18 protein-coding genes are annotated in these 18,978 nt (G+C 45.6%); 9 read left to right on the top strand and 9 right to left on the bottom strand.

Going from position 1 to position 18,978, the window contains the following annotated elements; translation table 11 throughout:
- The first annotated feature begins 291 nt into the window (after positions 1–291).
- From QT992_RS29440 to obgE, 3 genes are all read left to right on the top strand, one after another.
- Positions 292–1,365, top strand: a complete 1,074-nt coding sequence (locus QT992_RS29440; RefSeq protein WP_333322266.1) for a class I SAM-dependent methyltransferase — start codon at positions 292–294, stop codon at positions 1,363–1,365.
- 420 nt (positions 1,366–1,785) lie between these two features.
- The gene (locus QT992_RS29445; RefSeq protein ID WP_333342142.1) at positions 1,786–2,679 is read left to right on the top strand and encodes a Mo-dependent nitrogenase C-terminal domain-containing protein; all 894 of its coding nucleotides are present in this window, start codon (positions 1,786–1,788) and stop codon (positions 2,677–2,679) included.
- A gap of 741 nt (positions 2,680–3,420) precedes the next feature.
- The gene (gene obgE, locus QT992_RS29450) at positions 3,421–4,461 is read left to right on the top strand and encodes a GTPase ObgE (RefSeq protein ID WP_333342144.1); all 1,041 of its coding nucleotides are present in this window, start codon (positions 3,421–3,423) and stop codon (positions 4,459–4,461) included.
- Between the two features lie 296 nt (positions 4,462–4,757).
- Here obgE and QT992_RS29455 read toward each other — a convergent pair whose 3' ends face one another.
- From QT992_RS29455 to QT992_RS29480, 6 genes are all read right to left on the bottom strand, one after another.
- Positions 4,758–5,519 carry an HNH endonuclease gene (locus QT992_RS29455; RefSeq protein ID WP_333342146.1) on the bottom strand — a complete coding sequence of 254 codons (762 nt, stop codon included), beginning with the start codon at positions 5,517–5,519 and terminating at the stop codon, positions 4,758–4,760.
- Positions 5,520–5,609: 90 nt separating this feature from the next.
- The gene (locus tag QT992_RS29460) at positions 5,610–6,038 is read right to left on the bottom strand and encodes an HNH endonuclease signature motif containing protein (RefSeq protein WP_333342148.1); all 429 of its coding nucleotides are present in this window, start codon (positions 6,036–6,038) and stop codon (positions 5,610–5,612) included.
- The gene (locus QT992_RS29465) at positions 6,035–6,508 is read right to left on the bottom strand and encodes a hypothetical protein (RefSeq protein WP_333342150.1); all 474 of its coding nucleotides are present in this window, start codon (positions 6,506–6,508) and stop codon (positions 6,035–6,037) included. The genes QT992_RS29460 and QT992_RS29465 overlap by 4 nt, the downstream gene beginning before the upstream one ends.
- Positions 6,505–6,906 carry a hypothetical protein gene (locus QT992_RS29470; protein WP_333342152.1) on the bottom strand — a complete coding sequence of 134 codons (402 nt, stop codon included), beginning with the start codon at positions 6,904–6,906 and terminating at the stop codon, positions 6,505–6,507. Before QT992_RS29470 ends, QT992_RS29465 begins: the two co-directional genes overlap by 4 nt.
- 65 nt (positions 6,907–6,971) lie before the next feature.
- Complete coding sequence (locus tag QT992_RS29475; RefSeq protein ID WP_333342154.1) at positions 6,972–8,564, bottom strand: serine hydrolase; 1,593 nt, start codon at positions 8,562–8,564, stop codon at positions 6,972–6,974.
- Between the two features lie 298 nt (positions 8,565–8,862).
- On the bottom strand, positions 8,863–9,651 hold the full coding sequence (locus tag QT992_RS29480) for an RNA methyltransferase (protein ID WP_333342165.1): 789 nt from the start codon (positions 9,649–9,651) through the stop codon (positions 8,863–8,865).
- Positions 9,652–9,875: 224 nt separating this feature from the next.
- On the opposite strand from QT992_RS29480, the gene QT992_RS29485 reads away from it, so the two are divergent.
- Together QT992_RS29485 and QT992_RS29490 are read left to right on the top strand one after the other, a co-directional pair.
- Positions 9,876–10,031 carry a DUF2256 domain-containing protein gene (locus QT992_RS29485; RefSeq protein ID WP_006631540.1) on the top strand — a complete coding sequence of 52 codons (156 nt, stop codon included), beginning with the start codon at positions 9,876–9,878 and terminating at the stop codon, positions 10,029–10,031.
- Positions 10,032–10,095: 64 nt separating this feature from the next.
- Positions 10,096–11,031, top strand: a complete 936-nt coding sequence (locus tag QT992_RS29490; RefSeq protein ID WP_333342156.1) for an isoaspartyl peptidase/L-asparaginase — start codon at positions 10,096–10,098, stop codon at positions 11,029–11,031.
- Here QT992_RS29490 and QT992_RS29495 read toward each other — a convergent pair.
- Both QT992_RS29495 and QT992_RS29500 read right to left on the bottom strand, forming a co-directional pair.
- Positions 11,021–11,146: a hypothetical protein gene (locus QT992_RS29495; RefSeq protein ID WP_333378370.1), complete on the bottom strand. Its 126-nt coding sequence runs from the start codon at positions 11,144–11,146 to the stop codon at positions 11,021–11,023. The two genes, QT992_RS29490 and QT992_RS29495, sit on opposite strands and share 11 nt — an antisense overlap.
- Positions 11,147–11,495: 349 nt before the next feature.
- Positions 11,496–12,800 (bottom strand): WD40 repeat domain-containing protein, encoded by a 1,305-nt coding sequence (locus tag QT992_RS29500; protein ID WP_333342160.1) that lies wholly within the window; start codon positions 12,798–12,800, stop codon positions 11,496–11,498.
- Between the two features lie 133 nt (positions 12,801–12,933).
- Between QT992_RS29500 and QT992_RS29505 the strand changes: the two genes are divergently transcribed.
- The 3 genes from QT992_RS29505 to QT992_RS29515 all read left to right on the top strand — a co-directional run bounded on the left by QT992_RS29505 (position 12,934) and on the right by QT992_RS29515 (position 15,807).
- Positions 12,934–13,572, top strand: a complete 639-nt coding sequence (locus tag QT992_RS29505) for a hypothetical protein (RefSeq protein WP_333342161.1) — start codon at positions 12,934–12,936, stop codon at positions 13,570–13,572.
- Positions 13,573–13,749: 177 nt separating this feature from the next.
- A complete protein-coding gene (locus QT992_RS29510; RefSeq protein WP_333342163.1) occupies positions 13,750–14,238 on the top strand; it encodes a hypothetical protein in 489 nt (162 codons plus the stop codon).
- A gap of 816 nt (positions 14,239–15,054) precedes the next feature.
- Positions 15,055–15,807, top strand: a complete 753-nt coding sequence (locus tag QT992_RS29515) for a hypothetical protein (protein WP_333321209.1) — start codon at positions 15,055–15,057, stop codon at positions 15,805–15,807.
- 285 nt (positions 15,808–16,092) lie between these two features.
- Here QT992_RS29515 and glmU read toward each other — a convergent pair whose 3' ends face one another.
- The gene (gene glmU, locus QT992_RS29520; protein WP_333343040.1) at positions 16,093–17,481 is read right to left on the bottom strand and encodes a bifunctional UDP-N-acetylglucosamine diphosphorylase/glucosamine-1-phosphate N-acetyltransferase GlmU; all 1,389 of its coding nucleotides are present in this window, start codon (positions 17,479–17,481) and stop codon (positions 16,093–16,095) included.
- Positions 17,482–17,961: 480 nt separating this feature from the next.
- On the opposite strand from glmU, the gene QT992_RS29525 reads away from it, so the two are divergent.
- Positions 17,962–18,909 carry a hypothetical protein gene (locus QT992_RS29525; RefSeq protein ID WP_333343039.1) on the top strand — a complete coding sequence of 316 codons (948 nt, stop codon included), beginning with the start codon at positions 17,962–17,964 and terminating at the stop codon, positions 18,907–18,909.
- The last annotated feature ends 69 nt before the right edge of the window (positions 18,910–18,978 follow it).

The following is an 18,978-nucleotide window of genomic DNA, read 5'->3' on the forward strand; positions in this document are numbered from 1 at the left end:
CCACAAGCAGAAAATCTACTCTTTGTGGAACAGGCATCTTGCCTGTTCTTGAGAAGGTGTAAGATGTGAGTTATAACTGAGATGTTGCACCCTTTTCAATCAGCCTTTTGAACGGGCAAGATGCCCGTTCCACAAGCAGAAAATCTACTCTTTGTGGAACAGGCATCTTGCCTGTTCTTGAGAAGGTGTAAGATGTGAGTTATAACAAATAACAAATAACAAATAACTAATAACTAACAGCTAACAGCTAAGAGCTAACAACTAACAACTAATCACCTCTTCGCGGAATTTATGGGCGCCGAAAGTACAATCAACCAGACCGAACAGCTACCGCTGGTAGTAAATCCCGACATTCTCCAGCAAGCAATCCTCTACAAAATTAATACCCGCATAAACGCTCGCGGAGAATTAATTTTCCCCTGCGTCCCAGGAATGCTAAACCACTATCTAAAGTCCATAGAAAATCTATTTAGCACTCTCGACAGACCCCTGCCCGAAGACCGCAGAGACGAACTCAGCAAGCTTTTAGCCACCAAGTTAGAACAAGGCTACCGCACCTCCACAGCATCGATGCTGATCCTGCAATACGAATCAGTACAGCCGCCGCAAACCGGTTTAGCTTGCAAAGTGATTGTTACTACCTCAAGTGTTGGAGAACAGTACAAAAGCTGGGTAGACACCAGAGAACCTCCGCTTTTCGGTTCTCATCCCGATGCAAAATTGATGGCAACGGCTGCTAAATTGGGCACGCCCGATCGAGTGCGGATTTTGGACGTGGGGGCTGGTACCGGCCGCAATACCTTGCCGCTGGCGAGATTGGGCTATTCTGTGGATGCGATCGAACTAGCCCCAGCTTTTGCAGAACAATTGAAAGCGGCAGTAACAGCCGAAAACCTTCCCGTGACAGTTACTGAAGGCGACGTGCTCGACCCCTTAATGCGGATGAAACCTGCCCGCTACCAGTTGGCTGTTGCCGCCGAAGTCATCTCACATTTTCGAGACAACGATCAAGTACGGCTTTTCTTAGCTAAAATGTGCGATTCCCTGTCTCCCGGAGGTCTGTTGCTGTTCAGCACGTTTTTAACCGTCGGCGACTACCAGCCAGATGCCCTCGTGCGACAAGTTGCCCAACTCTCCTGGTCTACTTTATTTACACCCCAAGAACTCGCCACCGCAATGGAAGGCTTGCCCTTAGTCCAAATATCCGACGAATTGGTGTTTGAGTACGAACGCCACCACCTGCCAGAAGGAGCCTGGCCCCCGACGCCCTGGTTTCCCAGTTGGGCCACCGGTCGAGATGTCTTCCCGATGGCAAACGCACGCCCGCCAATGGAATTGCGCTGGATTTTGTGTCGCCGAAGCTAAAAAAAAATCGGTCATTTCTAGGCGGACACAACAATCAAAAGCTTTTATCGGCGGTAAAATTTTTCTCATATATTTTTTTCTCACCAACGTAAAGTCGGCTCGCTGTTAATATTGTGCTGCCGGCACACAAAAATTTACAAAAATATATATTAAAATGCAAAGAGAGCGAAGTTCGATCGCCGCCTGGGTGAGAAACCCAGTGTCTGATTAGATCCCACGCTTGCCAACCTTTTATTTCTTGCGAAAAATTGGGTTGCTAATGGCAATCGGGATTGAATAAAATTCGATCGCCATCTCAATGGGTGCAACTAGAGTTAAGATGAATTCAACAAACCTATTCCTCGCGATAGATGACTTTTTAGGGAATAGGATTACCCAATAGATTAGCTCGCTAGTCAGCGATGCTGCTGAGAAACAAATATGCTTTTAACACATCCACTACAAGCGTTTGGAGCAATCTTCGGGCACCAACCTTCTACAAATAGATCATCGATCGACCACAAAACCAGTAAAAATTATTGGGAGGGGAATATTGAGTCCGCTGTAAACGAACAAATTGACTGGTACATCCAAGTGGAAATGCTAATGAGTAACGCTAAATCTTCCTGCACCAATGAAGAGATTACTGCTTGGCTGCGGGGATTGCTGACAATTGCTTGGGCAGACGGCAACTTTGACGAAGACGAGCAAAAAATGATTGCAAATCTAACTCAGGATGAACTACACCCGGTATCTTTTGAGGCGGGTTTTGAACCCATTACCGCAGGGGAACTAGCCACTGTGTTAGGGGAAGACACCGCCAAAGGCGAGGATTTTTTGAGGACAGCAGTCATGGTAGCTTTGGCAGACGGTACATACTCGCTCAGCGAAGACGAGGTAATCTACAAGTTTTGCACAGCTTTGGGTCAGAACGTAGAGGTGATCGAAGCTCTGCGACACACCATCGAAGACAGCAAGTGCGATCCCCAGGGGCCCAGCAGCCAAATAGTCTTTGATGCGAATGTCGCCCCCGCCGCCGGAACAGCGCTTTCATCTCGGCTACCTAAACCTCACCACAAAAATGTCCTGCAACCCGTCAAAGACTGGCTTGACGGCTGGGAAATTCACGACCCAAAATTGGCACACTTTGTCTGTAAAATTATTCCGCCCCAGTGTCCGTTTGAGCGAGATGTCGTGTTATTTGGTCGCAAAATCGTCCACATTCCGGCGATGTGCCAGATTAACCCGCTTTACGAACAGTTAGTCGGGATGCGCTTTCGAGCTCTCTGCTATTTGGCAGATGAATGTAAGGAAGATGTATCGTCCTATTGTTAGTAGTCATTAGTCATTAGTCATTAGTCATTAGTCATTAGTCATTAGTCAGTAGTTAGTTGTCAGTAGGCAGTTGTCAGTTGTCAGTTGTCAGTTGTCATGCTTGTGAAATCTGGGATTAATGACTGTAACTATTACCCAATGACTACTATTAGTCCTGAACGCAAAAACCTGGTTTTTCTACGAAAAAACATCATTACACCCATCCGCCCCAGTAGAAAAACCGGGTTTATTCAGTTTTTGTGCGTGAGTCTTGCTAATATCAAATCTGCTTTGATAATACTAATTCAACAAAAGTTTTGGTACAATCCTCAAGCTTATACAAATTATTAAAAATCGCCGATTTAGGAGCTGGACACGGCAGTGCCGTTTCCCTACAAATGCTCGCGGACAATCTCAAGCTCTGAACTACTTTTCAGAATTGGTAAAATTATATTTTTCCGGCAACTGTAAATAGCCACTAAACTTGGCTGTCGTCCGCCGACCCGGGCTAAAGAAAAAGAGCAATATGGTACTTGGATCTGGTATAATAATAACTACTGACTAATGACAACTAACAATTGACAATTGACAATTGACAACTGATATGATGTCCGGTCGATTACCCCTAATAAGGTAGGGGCGGGTTCACGAAAAATATTTGCCAATAATTGACAATCTCAAAAACCCGCCCTTTTAATCGCTCGATCGGACATGATATGACAACTGACAACTGACAACTGACAATTGACTACTGACTAAATTATGCAATTTATCGATCGAGCAGATATTCAAGTCGCAGCCGGCAAAGGCGGCGACGGTATGGTAGCTTTTCGCAGAGAAAAGTATGTACCAGCGGGCGGCCCCTCTGGCGGGACAGGCGGCAAAGGCGGTTCCGTGTATATGGTGGCGGTGGAAAGCCTGCAAACGCTGCTAGATTTTCAGTACAACCGGATTTTTAAAGCTGAAGACGGGAAGCGCGGCGCGCCGAAGAATATGACGGGGGCTTCAGGGGACGATCGCACGATCGAAGTTCCCTGCGGTACAGTAGTTTACGACGCGGAAACTCAGGCAATCTTAGCAGATTTAGTGACGCCCGGACAGACTTTTTGCGTAGCCAAAGGCGGCAAAGGCGGTTTAGGAAACAAGTGTTTTCTGACCAATTCCAACCGTGCTCCCGATTATGCGATGCCGGGAAAAGAAGGAGAACACAAATTTTTGCGTTTGGAATTGAAGCTATTAGCTGAAGTGGGAATTCTGGGGATGCCGAATGCTGGCAAATCCACCTTAATTTCAGCTTTGTCTGCGGCTCGCCCCAAGATAGCAGATTATCCGTTTACAACTTTAGTCCCGAATTTGGGCGTAGTCAGAAAACCGACCGGCGACGGTACTGTTTTTGCTGATATTCCCGGATTAATTGAGGGAGCGCACGAAGGCGCGGGTTTGGGTTACGAGTTTTTGCGGCACATCGAACGAACTCGGTTGCTGCTGCATCTGATCGATATTACCGATGAAGATCCGATCGCCAATTATGTCACAATTCAGGAAGAATTGAAGGCTTACAGGCGTGGTTTAGCCGATAAACCGCAGATTTTGGCTTTTAATAAGGTAGATGCGATCGACCTCGAAAGCGAAGAAATCGCTAATTTAATCAGCCGACTTAAAGAAATTAGCGGCGCTCCTGTTTTGTTGATTTCTGCCGTTAGTAGACTTGGATTGGATGAATTGATGCAGCAAGTTTGGCAGAAACTCGACGAGATGAACGAAAAAGAGGCGGCGGAACAGTTAGCAGTCGCGAGTGTTTAATCGCTTTCTGGTTCTTGGAATTTCCGTGAATGGCTAGGTGTTTTTTTGAGGGGTCAATCGATTTTAGATTTTAGATTTTAGATTTTAGATTGAAGCATTGACCCCACGGATCAATTCGGGGGCTGGTTTATCGGATACAGGTTTTTTATTTCTGGATCCTGAGTCTGCTTTCGGAATGAATCCGGGGGCTTGTATCCTGGATGCTTGATTGTCAAATCTTTCGGCTGTATGGCTGCTGCGGCAAGGATTTGAGCCTCTATGGTCTCATAAAATATCTTGGACATCTATCTACGAAGTCAGTTTTTACTAAGTAAATCTTTAATTTCTTCAATAGTAAATGGAGGATATTTCCTATGAATCATTGCATGACAGTTAGGACATAGTGGACGTAAATCTTGAATAGGATTAACTTCATATTCTTGATTAATTTCAGCTAAAGGTATTATATGGTGAACATGAATAAAACCTTTAGCTATTTCTCCAAAAACTTTTTCAAAGTTAAACTTGCAAACATAACAATTTAGCCCATAATGTTCAATACATTTTTTGCGAGCTTGATTATTTCGTTCATAAGCATTAACTTGTATTTGACGGATAGAACCTTCTTTCAAAGTTTTAGTTTCCTCTACTTCTCCGACTTCATCAGGAAATATTAGCGTATCATCTGAGACACTAAAATAATCGAAAATCTGTTCAAAATCAAGCTTGGGTGTGGTTAAAATTTTGCCAACTAGAACATAGAGCTCTTCTTCAGAATATTCTTTAAATCCTTCATAAATTTCTTTCTCACAACGCCATAACTCTCTCTGCCACCAGCCTCTACGCCTATTTTCATGATAAGGATCAAAGGCATCTCTCAAATTTTTGATTGTATTAGCGGAAATTCCAAGTAGAGAGCCTATTTTTTCATGGGTATCAGTCATATTACCAAATCCCAATTTCTGATAAGCATCTCTATCAAATCTTGAAAGATAATAAGCTACTATATAAGCATAGGGGGAATTACAATCACCCAAGGACTCTCTAATACTATTCCAGTTATAAGGTTTTTTCACCATTAAAATTATTCATTTGTTTTGTAATACCACTTCTCTAAATTATTGCTAAAATCTGCATCGTTAAGTTGATTTTATACCATCACCTACTGTTTATGTGGTTTGTGGGCGGGGTGCTGGATATTCCCCAATACTGATAAGTTGCTCGCGTTCGAGGATGCGTTCTAGGAGGTTAAATTGCAGAATTTTAGCGGTTACGCGCCCTTCTGGTGTCCGTGGGACGATTGCTCCTCCTTCTAGCCGAAAATGGTCTGACCATTCCTGGACACGGGGATTAAAAAAGGGAGTTAGCTGTCCTGTCTCAGGGTCGATAGAACCTAGGTCAGTTCCTTTGAAACGGTTGCAGGAAGGACAGGATAACGCTAGGTTTTCCACGACGGTGGCCCCATCATGTTTTTCAGCAATGATGTGTTCCATTTCAAAGGCAAAGAGTGAAGCCGTTTGGGGAAATCGACAATACTCGCATTGCTCTCCGGCGCGTTGGGTGACGACGCGACGCACAGTGGCTGGTACATAACTCATGCTTCTGTCTGTAAGCGTTTGTAGGCGTGAGCTTTGGCTAAACGCACCCAATGTTCTAACAGCAAATAGCGATCGAGTTCGACTTCCTCTCTGGCCGAAATAGTGCCGGATTTATTGCGATCGAGCAGTTCGCTCATGCGGGCTTGCAACACAGGTGTGGGGCGGATTGCGAGGATTTCTTCTGGGCTGGGTTGACTCGCTAGCAGTTCGACGATTTGGCGATCGTCTTGGTAGGGGATGGTTTCTGCGGGGGCGAGTTCCCGAAGTGCGCGATCCAGGGCTTCCGGGAGACGATCGCCCAATTCTTGCAGTTTTTCGCCGAGGATATCGGGAACTTCTAGGATAATTTGCATTAGTGCTGATGTGAGGAGGGGAATTCCCTTGATTGTAACAAAGGGAAAAAATGCCGTTAACTTAAATCCCGATCGGGAATTGAAACTGCATAGCCCGATATTTGCACAGTTGTTCACAATGGAGATAACTGGCGAATTGGCCCGTTGTAATCAACTCTGATTCGGCCATCTTGAGAAACCGTAACAACCGTTTCTACAGTATAGACAGACGAACCAGGCTTGTTACCCTTAAAAGTAAAAGTCCAAGTTCCATCGCCATTGTCAACAAACGGCGATTCCTTAGAAGTACCGTGCATAGAAGGTTCAGCTCGATAGTTGCCTAAACCCCCATTAGCAATTTCTGCTGCTTGACGGGCTAAGTTTTTCGCCCGATTGAGTTCGATATTATTGTTGATCACTCTCACGCCGTCCGTCTCATATTCAGGAGCAGGATTAGCATTACTCAAGGTGGGGGAAACTCCAACGGCTAAAATAGAGAGCGCTACTAGACAAGCAAGGCGGATGTTGAGTTTCATAATACAAACTGATTTAGAGTTTGATAAAGTCTACAACACTAGCCGGAAAAAACCCGGTTGAATTTTCAATTTTTAATTTTCACTTTTGAATCGGCTGGCGTTTCCCCACCGTACAAATAGCGGTAACTCATCCGAGAAATATCCCGAATCAATGTTTGAGCCTGCTTCTCCGTTTCCGGTGAATGCTTCACCATCACCGCCACCAAATAACGCTTACCATTCGGCAAATCCACCATACCCGCATCCGCAAGAATTGTATCAATGTTGCCGGTTTTGTGAGCAATAATTGAACCTTCGCCTAAACCTTTCGGCAGCAAAGAATCGTTTCTAGTTTGGCGCATGATTTGCAAAATGCGATCGCGCGATTTCACCGATACCAAATTCCCCCGATCGATCTGGGCTATGATATTAATCAAATCCTTCGGACTGGTAGTATTAGTTCCCTCCAAATCTGGCAAATTATTACGCAGAACCGTGGTACTCAAACCCCAATTTGCAAAATGCTGATTCAAAACCTCAGCACCTCCCAACAACTCAATCATCATATTTGTCGCCGTATTGTCACTGACAACAATCATCTTTTGGGCAACTTCCAAAGCCGAATACTTCTTGCCAGGAGCCTGGTCTTGCATATCCCCAGAACCGCCGACAATGTGTTCGGACTTCAGCGTCAGCACCTGATCTAACTGCACTTTGCCCTCATCTACTGCTTGGAAAAAAGCTACTAAAATTGGCACTTTAATCGTGCTAGCTGAAGCAAAAGCAGTATCGCCATTAAAATTTAGGTAGCTTCCAGTATCTAAATCGACTAGAAATATTCCGGCTGTCAAACTAGGATTTTCTGTTGCTAAAACCTGAACTTGCGTTTTCAAAGCTCCTAATTCTTGATTCAGTTGCAGCACTTCTCCTGTCACCGCTGCTGCAGATGCGGTGTCGCCTGCATCTGAGTTTTTCTCCCCTGCGGTGGTTTGTTCTTCTGCAGCTACAGTGGATGCTCGACTCACAGCATTTACCACCGACAGCAGCGTACCGCAAATCACCGCTATCCCAACTCCCAAAATCAGCAAGCGAGTAGCATACACCAACGGCGGCACGCTCCGAGGTGCAGAGCGTTTACCCGGTCTCTGACTCGCTTGTGGGCGCGGTTTAGGCACGGGGGGTTTTTTGGCATCTGCGGGGATTACCGTGTCTGGAATGCGAACAGGGGGCGAACTGGGACGACTTCCACGGGTGGTAGGGGGAGTGGCTGTTGGGGGCTGGCTGTTGGGATTGCTGGCGATCGAACTCACATTTTCCCGCTCCAGATTCGGGTTCGGAAACTCGAACATATCGACAGCAGCGAGGCCTTTTTTGCCTGGTTTGCGAGTCTTCGACGGGGGAATTTTGCTGACTCTGGGTTTTCTGGGGTTAATTGCCGATCGAGGATCGGATAAAAAGTCTTGTGTAGTAAATTCTTCCGAAGATGTGGGAGAATTGGCTCCAATTCTGCTGCCGCGGCTTTGTTGCGGTGGCAAAGTCGCAGGTTCGGGCGATCGAATTTCTGAATTGCCGTTTTGCGGTTGCGAAGGGCGGCGACGGCCCGAGTTGCCAGACTGACTTGCTTTGCCTGACTTAGGCTGCTTTGAGCCGGAGTTGGCAGAGGATATCGAGGATATCACCGATAATATCGATCCTTTGGGAAACCGCTCTGCCACGTCTTACTCCTTCATCACTACTGTAAATTTCAAGTTTAAGATTTTTCAGCTTGTCAGCCAATCAATTTTAGATTTTAGATTTTAGATTTTAGATTTACCCCAGACGCTGCATGGTATCAGCAACCGGGTTTATTGCCCGCAAATTATCGCAAAGCTTAGGTTTTTAGTCAAGAAACCCTGTTATGAAGGTGACAAGTGGGTAAAGGAAAGTTCTCTGTGAAAAAAATCCTCAATCTCACATCCCCAATTATCAGCCTTTCTCCTAGCTATCCGTTGGATTTTCCGGCAACGCCCCATTCAGAGTATCAGAATTTGCCTCTCGTGGGTAACTTTTGATTGCCCATTCTGTTTGGCGGAGGACGCCCCGCAGCATGGCGACTTCATCCACTGTCGGATAAGCCCTGTTGTACAAACGCCGAAATTTTTCCATCCGGCTTGCTGCTGTGTGCTGCTGCAAATATCCTATTTTGAGTAACAGCGTTTCTAGTTGCTGGTAATATCCCTCTAAATTTTCCAAGGGAGCCGATTCCTTTTGGCCACTGACAACTGACAACTGACAACTGACAACTGACTTGTATAGTTCGTAACAGCAGATAGCGACGGCTTGGGCGAGATTTAGAGATGTGTAGGCATCGCTGCTGGGAATGCGGATCAGGCGTTGAGCGCGGTTTAATTCGGCATTGGTCAAGCCGCAGTCTTCTCGGCCGAAAATGAGGGCGCTGGGGGCTTCTAGGAGCCAAGGCAAGGCATCTGCTGGTTCTTCTAGTTGTGTTGGCAACGATCGACTATCATCCCCTGTAGTTGCGATCGCTCTGACACACCCCACCAAAGCAGCGGGCAAACTCTCGACTACTTTGGCAGTTTCGAGTATGTCGGCGGCGCGAACTGCCATCAGTCGGGCCTCTTCCCCTAAATAATCGCATTGGGGATTTACCAAAACTAATTGGTGCAAACCCATATTTTTCATGACGCGGGCAACAGAACCGACATTCAATGGGCCTGCCGGTTCGACTAAGATTATTCGGATGTTGGCGCCGGCCATTTCGAGCATTTTTATTTGGGGAGGTGTTTGGCAGAAATTAGGTTTTTCCTTAGCAACAGGCTTTCCGGCCTGTTCCACAATCAAATTTAACTCTTGTGGAACAGGCCGGAAAGCCTGTTCATAATCGCAAGATGCCTGTTCCACAATCAAATTTAACTCTTGTGGAACAGGCATCTTGCCTGTTCCTAAAAATGGTACAAGATGTGAGTTAGTAATGTACTTTCCAAATTAGCATGGCTAAGCAACGATCGAAATCTGATTTACCGACAAAAATGTGCCCAGTGTGCGATCGACCTTTTACTTGGCGCAAAAAATGGGCTGACTGCTGGGATGAGGTCAAATACTGCTCCGAACGTTGTCGTCGCCGCCGTTTGGCGGCTCAAGATTAAGAATTTAGGGCAAGTTGCTCGATCGAAGCTAAGATTGCAAAGGAAAAATTTTAGGTTAAAAAGTATGGCATCGCAACAGGTGCAACCAAAGCTAGTTATTCACGGCGGTGCCGGCAGTTCTCTACACAGTAAAGGCGGAATTGAGGCGGTGCGGAAATCGCTTTACGATGTTTTGGAGGAAGTTTATCCGCTGCTGAAAGACGGTGCAAGTGCCGTAGATGCAGTGGTGCGGGGCTGCCAATTGTTGGAAGATGACCCGCGATTCAATGCCGGTACTGGTTCTGTAGTGCAGTCGGACGGTCAAATTCGGATGAGTGCTTCGCTGATGGATGGTTTGATGCAGCGTTTCAGCGGGGCGATTAATGTTTCTCGCGTTCAACATCCGATCGAACTTGCTCAATTTTTGCAGCATTCGGACGATCGAGTTCTCTCGGATTTTGGTTCGGCGGAATTACTGCGAGAACTTCAATTGCCGATTTACGATCCGATGACGGATTTGCGTTTGCACGAGTGGATGCAGGAACGCCAAGGCAATTTTAGCAAAGCAATGGCTGACGTGGTTGCCGAACCGGCCGGTGTGGGTACGATCGGAGTCGTAGCTTTGGATGTGCATGGACGCTTGGCTGCTGGGACTTCGACAGGTGGCAAGGGTTTTGAGCGCATCGGGCGGGTTAGCGACTCGGCGATGCCGGCGGGAAATTACGCGGCCCAAAGTGCGGCGGTAAGCTGTACGGGGATTGGCGAGCACATTATGGACGAGTGTTTGGCCGCGCGAATTGTGATTCGGGTAACGGATGGTTTGAGTTTGAAAACTGCTTTTGAGCGTTCTTTTGCTGAAGCTGACGAACGTCAACGGGATTTTGGCGCAATTGGAATTGATGCTAGCGGGGCGATCGCTTTCGGCAAAACTAGCGAGGTGATTTTGGGTGCTTTTCACAACGGTATGCAAATGGGCGATACTTTGGAAATGAGCAAGGGAACGCTGATTTTTATTGCTTAAAAAGCCGATATAAATTGTCAGTCTGCGGTTCAGATACCTCACATCTTGCACCATTCTCAAGAACAGGCTTTCCGGCCTGTTCCACAAAGAGTGAATTTTCTTGTGGAACAGCCATCTTGCCTCACATCTTGCACCATTCTCAAGAACAGGCTTTCCGGCCTGTTCCACAAAGAGTGAATTTTCTTGTGGAACAGGCATCTTGCCTGTTCATAAAAAGCTTATTGAGAATGGTGCAACATCTCAGGATACCCGACTTGTTCAAAAAGTCGGGTATCTCGATCGGCGTTAGTTTTATATCAAATCCGACAGTCATTAGTCATCAGTCATTAGTCATTAGTCATTAGTCATTAGTCATCAGTCATTAGTCATTAGTCATTAGTCAACAGTCATCAGTCATCAGTCATCAGTCAACAGTCAACAGTCAACAGTCAACAAGCATTCTGGTGCAACCAGAATCGATATTCTTAAACCCGCAGTTGCCAAAGTTTAACAGTACCATTCTCGCCGCCGCTGACGAGAGTTTCGCCCAAAAGCCCGATCGCCACCGCAGACACAGGGCTAGAATGTCCATCTAAAGTGTGCAGCAATTCGCCGCGAAGATTCCAAAGTCTAACAGTACCGTCAAAACACCCCACTGCAAAGTATTTCCCATCAGGGCTAATTGCGACGGCGGAAGTGATGCGAATTCCTGTTTGTAAGGAATGCAATAATTCGCCTGTTTGCAAATTCCAGAGTTTGATAGTTTGGCCGCCGTGACTGACAAGAATTTGGCTATCGGAAGAAATCGCTACATAATTTTCGCTGCCAAATGTTCGCCTCACTTCGCCTCCCGGCAATTCCCACAAAGTGACTGTGGCGCGACAGAAACCGCTGGCTGCATTGAGGCCGCTGGCTACTAGCATTTTGCCGTTGGGACTCAGGGCGATCGCACTTATGTCATCCCCTTGATAGCCTTCTAAAACTTGCAGCAGTTGGCCGCTGTTGAGGTGCTGAAGCTTGATTGTGCCGCAGGTGGTGCCGATGGCCAAAATTTGCCAGTCGGGGCTTACGGCGACGGATTCGTGGCGGTGTACCTCTGCCAAACGCTTCAGCAGTTGGCCGTTTTGCAGGTTCCAGAGTTTGACTGTACCCGCGCGCGATCGTGTCAGCAGCGTTTTGCTGGCGGGACTGAAAGCCACTAGCAACACGGCTGTTGAATGTCCGAAAATTGTCTGCCGCAGTTCCCCGCTGTGCAAACTCCAAATTTTAACTGTACTATCCTCAGAACCCGTTGCGAGGAATTGTCCGTCGGGACTGATAGCCGCAGACAAAATCCTGTCTGAATGGTGAAGAGTGGCTTTTAAGATGGCGCCGGTTGAGGTTTTTGGCTGCGTTTTATATCCGGCTATTTCCAGCCAGTCGATCGCATCTCTCCAATTTTTGAGAGCATTTCGGGGTCGATTTGTCAATAATTCTATGTATCTGTACAAAGTTTTTGACAAATCAACTTCTACACCTTTGATTTGTTTGTTGAGAAATACCGCAATTTCGGCTGGGCTGTAGCCGCACAGCAAGCCGCAGAGGTGCCGCTTTTCTACAGGTGTCAGCCCTCTTCTGGTGTGGGGGGCGAATTGTTGTTTGGCATTTGCCAAGTCGGTGTAAAGCTTTTGGATGTCCCAGCCGTTGCTGGCGCGTGCAAATGGTTCTTCGGGTCGATCGAGGGTAGAGGGTATCATTTGCGGCAGTCGCGATCGAGTTCCTAGTCTAATTCCTAACCAAAATCCTAACATTGGCTGTGCGCGATCGAACTGTTGTCACCGCTAATCTATTTTTAACACAGCAAACAGGGGAATGAGTTGCAGGTAGAAAATCCTCTCCTTTACAGTTGGCAAAATAACTATACATCAATCGGAGAAATAGAAAATGCCTGGAATTGCGATCGCCTTATTTTTCATCCTAGGTTTAGTTTTAAGTCTTGTTGGCTATTTTTGGGGATTAGTTCAAGCTTTTGGAGAGGAAACTATTTGGGGAGTGCTTTACTTGCTTGTCCCATTGGCATCATTGGTTTTTTATATCAAAAATTGGAGCAATAAAAAAATCAGAAAAACCTTTTTAATTCAATGTGCTGGATTGCTAATGTTTGTATTGGGAGGCATTACTACTTCAGTATTTTATGGCAAAAATTTTGTAAAAGTCTCTGACTCTGGATCTAATGTAGAGCAGGGGTATAACGAGCAATCGCCCTCTTCTTTTCCTTCTGGTTTCAACACTTCTCCATCACCCTATCAAGAGTTATCTCCTGCTTTCGAGTCAGTTCCTGCTGCCGAGCCATCTCCTACTTATGCTGCACCTGTAACTGAGCCTAATTCTGCTCGTGTTGCTGCTCAAAATTCTGACTTCAAACAATCGATGAAACTCGGCTATATCTACTACGGACAGGGGGACTATCAAACCGCTTTAATCAATTTTAACAGAGCTTTACAGATACGTCCGGGCGACGCTTATGCTGTCAATGCTGTTGACAACACCAAAAGTGCGATCGTCCAAAGCAGTGTTAAATAATAATCGGTGCATTAAAAATTGCCTACAGCGGATATATAGCCATCCTAAGTCATTTGTAAAATTCTTACTCCCTCCCCTTGATAAGGGGAGGGTTGGGGTGGGGTTAAAAATTTACGACTCCTGCAAGGATTGCTATATAAGTAATTCGCATTGTTTTTAAACTCAACAACTACATTAATGAAAATTCTCAAGCAAACACCGACTAAACTAACAATTCAATCTTCGAGCGCCTGGGATGGTTTGCTATTAATTTCTCCCTTCATCGTCATTGGACTATTGCAGATTATTTTGGCATCAAATTGGATAGGTGGAGGCATATTTCTGTTGTTTTCGCTGTCTTTGTTGGACGGGGCGATAGATGAAACATACATTTTTGATAAAACTTTTAGCAAAATGACCATTAAACGACGGGGTGTGTGGCTTCATGATGTTACCGAATGCTCAACTCGCGAGATTTCTGCGGTGGAATTAGAGGAAATAGGAGATAGCGAGGGAAATCGTAGCTATTATGTTGATTTGTGGATGTTCGGGGGCGATATCATCTGTTTAAGAAGCTATTCCCTAACAGAACAATACAAAATGGCTGACTTGATTCGCAGCTATATCTCGATTAGCGATAATCGCACGCTTAGCAATGTATTTGCCCTACAAATCCGTGAACCCTAGCTATCGCGTAGGCAATCGCCCAAATCCATAACTAAGGATCGCGAATTAAATAACTTACAATTTTAATTGTTATTGTGGGATGGGCGTCCCGCCCGTCCAAAAAGGACGGGCGGGACGCCCATCCCACAATCTTGTGGAAGTTATTTAATTCTCATTCCTAAGCTGTTGTGCATTTAAATTTTGGGTTGAGGGCGGGCTTTCGGGCCTAACCCCTACTCCTCACAAGAGTGAAAGTTTATTTGACCATAGAATTTAAATGCTGATTAGCTTAACGATAATTAAGTAGGCGCAAATAAACCTGATAATGTAACAAAATGTAAACCTGTTTTCACCTTGGTGATTACTTTCCTACGGCTCGCGAAGCTAACGTCTCATTCCCATAACATAATTAATATATTTTTAAGATTTATCTATTTTAAATCACGGAAAACTATCTTAAACCCGCCCGCCGATAAACTCGCGACCTTGATAATTAAGTAGGCGCAAATAAACCTGATAATGTAACAAAATGTAAACCTGTTCTCACCAGAGTGATTACTTTCCTGCGGCTCGCGAAGCTAAGGTCTCATTCCCATAACATAATTAATATACTTTTAAGATTCATCTACTTTAAGTCACGGAAAGCTATCTTAAACCCAGCCGCAGGTAAACTCCCGACCTTTGTTGTCGGTCAGGCATTTTAGTGCTAACCTATTAGCAAAATAAAAGGGGTCATGGCAAAGGACGACTTCAAATAATATATAAGTTAACAATTTGGCTGATCGGGGTCAGGAAGTCGATGTGTAGCCTCAATTTTGGAATAAAAGGGTGAGATAAATGAAAATAATCAAGCAAACAGCCAGTGAATTAATAATTCAGACTCAAAGCATATTTGATTTTTGGCTCCCTAGTTGTTTATTCATGGCAGTTGGACTGATATCGCTGACTTTTGACTATCATGCAGCAACCCTGAGCTGCCAGCGATTGAAGGCAAAACAAGGAAACTGCCAGATTGTGCGATCGAATTTACTGGGGTCGAACATCAAAGAAATTGAGCTGGCTTCTTTGCAGGGAGCTAAAGTTGAAAGATGCGGCTATAAAACCAGAGTTGTACTTTTGACTTCTGTGGGCACTGTTCCTTTCACTGCTAACTCCACTAATTGGGGAACCCAAGACGCTGTGGCTTCTGACATCAATTATTTTGTTAAAAATGCAAAAAATGGATTGCTGCGCTTAAGCCAAGAGGATCACTGGTTGGGATGGACAGGAGCCATATTTGTGCTCGCAGGAATCGCAGCGATCGTCTTGAGAAATAATGAAATCTACAGCTTCGATGAAACTTTAAACACCTTGACTGTTAAACAGCGGGGTTTGTTGGCAGGTAAAGTAATGGAATACTCTCTGTGCGATATTTATGGCGTGGAAGTCGATCGCACAAAAGATCGGGATCATGACATTTGGTACGAAGTCAGGCTGTTAGCTTGTGGAGGCTCTCGCATCTCCTTACCCCGCACCATGAACCCATACCAGCAAGCAAAAATCGCCAAAGCGATTAACAACTATCTGCACCAGCAAAATCACCAAAAATAGCCGATCGCGATCGACCCGATTTCTCAAGGTTGCGGACGGGAGCATCTCAGTTTTGTAAAAAGCATTTTTTTATTGTAGTGCGAGCGTCCCCGCTCGCGTATTGTACAATACGCGAGCGGGGACGCTCGCACTGTAAATGCAAAACTGAGAAACCGGGTTTTTCACTATCTTCTAGAGTGCGATCGCTTCCGTTATAAAAACCCGTATAAAAACCCGGTTTCTTTGGTATCCAGTGCGAAACTCGCGATCGGGTGGAAACTCATTATCTAAAAAGTGAACAATCGTTCACTTTTTAGGTTCTTTCAACTTCCAACCTGGTTTGACAACTTGCCGCGAACGGGCAATTACTAAACAATCATTCGGCACATCTTCTGTCACCACAGAACCCGCCGCTACAGTAACATCTTCCCCCAAAGTTATCGGTGCAACCAGCACGCTGTTAGAACCCGTTTTACTCCGATCGCCTATTTGAGTTTTGTGCTTGTTTTTTCCGTCATAATTCGCCGTAATTGTCCCAGCACCGATGTTGACTTTTTCTCCCAAAGTCGCCTCGCCTAAATAAGACAAGTGAGCAACATTAGTTCGATCGCCGAGTTGAGTATTTTTCAATTCTACAAAATTGCCGACGCGACAGTTCGCCCCAATTTCTGCGTGTCCCCGCAAGTGTGCGTAAGGGCCAACTCGCGAATTTTCAGCAACCATACTGTCAGCAACCACCGAATAAAGCACAGTCACATTTTCCCCAATCTGACTGTTTTCGATCAAACTGCCGGGGCCGATGCGACTCCCAGAGGCGATCGAAGTATTTCCCCGCAAGTGAGTTTGCGGTTCAATTACCACATCCGGCTGCAACTCTACGGTATCGTCGATCGTAATGCTGTTGGGATCTAGCAGCGTCACTCCCGCCGTCATCCATTTGTCCTTTATCCGCGTTTGCAAAATATCGCAAGCTGTGGCTAAATGTTTGCGATCGTTAATTCCCAATATTTCTTGATAATCTTCCACATCCACCGCCATCACCGGACTGAGGAAATTTACCGTATCAGTTAGGTAATATTCTTTTTGGTCATTGTCTGCCTTCAATTCTGGCAAAATTTTCTCTAAATCCGGCCAGTGAAAGCAGTAAACACCTGCATTAATTCGATGATTTTGCTTTTGAGCTTGTGTGCAGTCGCGGTCTTCGACAATTTGCTGGACTAAGTTTTGACTGTCGGTAAATACTCGACCGTACCCTTGGGGATTCGGCAAATTAGCTGTTAATAAAGTAGCAGAGTTTTGGTGCTGTTTGTGAATGGCCATCAATTGTTTGATAGTTTCTGCCCTCAGCAAAGGTACATCCCCATTTAAGACCAGCAAGTCTCCTTGAAATCCCTCTAAGTGAGGCAGCAATTGTTGGATGGCATGACCTGTTCCCAATTGTTCGGTTTGTTCGACAAATTCTAGGGGAGGGGATTGAGGATTTTTCCCTGATATTTCTTGGCCTCGAATCAGGGATTCTTTAACGAGTTCGCCTCGATAACCGACGATGACAACTCGCCTGGTAATTTGAATTTCTTGACAACTTTGGAGGACTCGCTCAACTAGCGATCGACCGCCCAATTCGTGTAGAACTTTAGGCAAGTCAGATTTCATGCGCGTGCCGCGTCCTGCAGCTAAAATTGCTATTGCTACCATTGTGCGATCGAGTTATTTGCTATAAAAACTTGAATATTGACTAACTGATGATATCACTCGCTGTCCGCCGATGGCACTGCGATCGCACAAATTTTTCATCTAAAATTTCCCATCTCGCATCCGCGCGATCGAGGATTTTTCCAGGCGGATGCTGGTTTTAGGGGCGATGCTGGCAATATCTGGACTGGCGCGCCCGGTATCAAAAACCTCGTTGCAGCAGCAGTATTTGGCCGCTGAGCAAGACGACTTGCATTCCTCACTACAAACCTGAGTTCGTTTGGGGGTAAGGAATGCGAGTCTTTTCCCAAAGGCTAGGAGGGGGAGCGAGAGTGAGAATTTGCGTATTTGGGCTGGGATTTGCCACGATACATTATACTATTTGTTGAATTTCAGTTAGGGTGTTTTCAACTTTAAAAAAAACTATTTCTGACTTTTTCATTCCTTCTGCCTTCTACCTTCTGCATTATCAGGTGTCCAGCTATGACAGAGCTTAATTTTCAGGAACTTGCCAAGCAGGGAAATCCGCAGGCTATCGCATCTTGGCTAAACAGCCAGTTGCAATCTGAAGGCATCACAGCCTCGGCAAATCTCGACGGCGATTGTTTGGATGTAATTCTTGAGGCCGAGCAGGTACCGAAAGAAGATACATTAGTTGATTTTGTTCGCACCGAGCTGACGAATTTGCAGCCGGATTCGATTCGCAAAGTGAAGGTTGAGGGCCGAGAAAGCGGTCAGATTGGTGCTGCTTGGAGTCAAGAGTTTAGTTTGGAGAACAGCAATTTTGAACAACAGAGCTTTGCAGGAGAATCTGTGCCAAATACTGCTGTTGCTAATATGGACGATCGCACAGAGATGGAGAGCTATTTTGAGGAGGAAAAACCGCCGGAACTTGCTGCATTTGAGAACCGGCTGCGATCGACTTTCATTGTAGTCGGGCTAGTAACGGGTATGTTGGCGATCGCCGTGGTGGCGTTTGTCGGTAAAATTTTGAACCAGCCAGCAGCAACTGCGGGGAATAATCCTGATGAAACAGCAGATTTAGCAACTGCACCAGATACTTTTCGAGAAGCCGTTAACAGCGCACTCACAGCAGCAGAGTTAGGGCGATCGGCAAAAACCAAGCAAGATTGGACGACAGTTATCGATCGCTGGCAAGAAGCGGTCTCATTAATGAGAAGAGTACCAGTGTCTAGCCCCAACTATCAACTCGCTCAATCAAAAGTAATCGAGTATCAGAAATATCTGCTTTACGCTCAAGAAGCAGCAGTAACTCCCCCTCAGCCAACTCCAACTCCCGCGCCCGCCGAAAAATCACCTTCGGAAAAAGCAACTCCTAAAAAATTAAATTCGCCCAAAGAAACTTCGGAAAAAGCAACTCCTAAAAAATCTCGTACCGAGAAAGCCGAACCAGAGAAAAAAGCAGGGTAAGCTCATCTAATTTGGTATAATATGAACTTGACAAAGTTAACAAAATAAGCATAAGAGACTGTGTAGACA

The sequence above is a fragment of the Microcoleus sp. T3_D1 genome, from assembly GCF_036700405.1.
In the GTDB taxonomy this organism is placed as follows: Bacteria; Cyanobacteriota; Cyanobacteriia; order Cyanobacteriales; family Microcoleaceae; genus Microcoleus.

Coding starts and splice junctions, on each gene's coding strand:
- QT992_RS29490 (WP_333342156.1), top strand. CDS start 10,096: ATGGCATCGCAACAGGTGCAACCAAAGCTAGTTATTCACGGCGGTGCC.
- QT992_RS29455 (WP_333342146.1), bottom strand. CDS start 5,519: ATGGTGAAAAAACCTTATAACTGGAATAGTATTAGAGAGTCCTTGGGT.
- QT992_RS29510 (WP_333342163.1), top strand. CDS start 13,750: ATGAAAATTCTCAAGCAAACACCGACTAAACTAACAATTCAATCTTCG.
- QT992_RS29480 (WP_333342165.1), bottom strand. CDS start 9,651: ATGCTCGAAATGGCCGGCGCCAACATCCGAATAATCTTAGTCGAACCG.
- QT992_RS29440 (WP_333322266.1), top strand. CDS start 292: ATGGGCGCCGAAAGTACAATCAACCAGACCGAACAGCTACCGCTGGTA.
- QT992_RS29525 (WP_333343039.1), top strand. CDS start 17,962: ATGACAGAGCTTAATTTTCAGGAACTTGCCAAGCAGGGAAATCCGCAG.
- QT992_RS29470 (WP_333342152.1), bottom strand. CDS start 6,906: ATGAAACTCAACATCCGCCTTGCTTGTCTAGTAGCGCTCTCTATTTTA.
- QT992_RS29485 (WP_006631540.1), top strand. CDS start 9,876: ATGGCTAAGCAACGATCGAAATCTGATTTACCGACAAAAATGTGCCCA.
- obgE (WP_333342144.1), top strand. CDS start 3,421: ATGCAATTTATCGATCGAGCAGATATTCAAGTCGCAGCCGGCAAAGGC.
- QT992_RS29505 (WP_333342161.1), top strand. CDS start 12,934: ATGCCTGGAATTGCGATCGCCTTATTTTTCATCCTAGGTTTAGTTTTA.
- QT992_RS29515 (WP_333321209.1), top strand. CDS start 15,055: ATGAAAATAATCAAGCAAACAGCCAGTGAATTAATAATTCAGACTCAA.
- QT992_RS29460 (WP_333342148.1), bottom strand. CDS start 6,038: ATGAGTTATGTACCAGCCACTGTGCGTCGCGTCGTCACCCAACGCGCC.
- glmU (WP_333343040.1), bottom strand. CDS start 17,481: ATGGTAGCAATAGCAATTTTAGCTGCAGGACGCGGCACGCGCATGAAA.
- QT992_RS29495 (WP_333378370.1), bottom strand. CDS start 11,146: ATGGCTGTTCCACAAGAAAATTCACTCTTTGTGGAACAGGCCGGAAAG.
- QT992_RS29445 (WP_333342142.1), top strand. CDS start 1,786: ATGCTTTTAACACATCCACTACAAGCGTTTGGAGCAATCTTCGGGCAC.
- QT992_RS29500 (WP_333342160.1), bottom strand. CDS start 12,800: ATGTTAGGATTTTGGTTAGGAATTAGACTAGGAACTCGATCGCGACTG.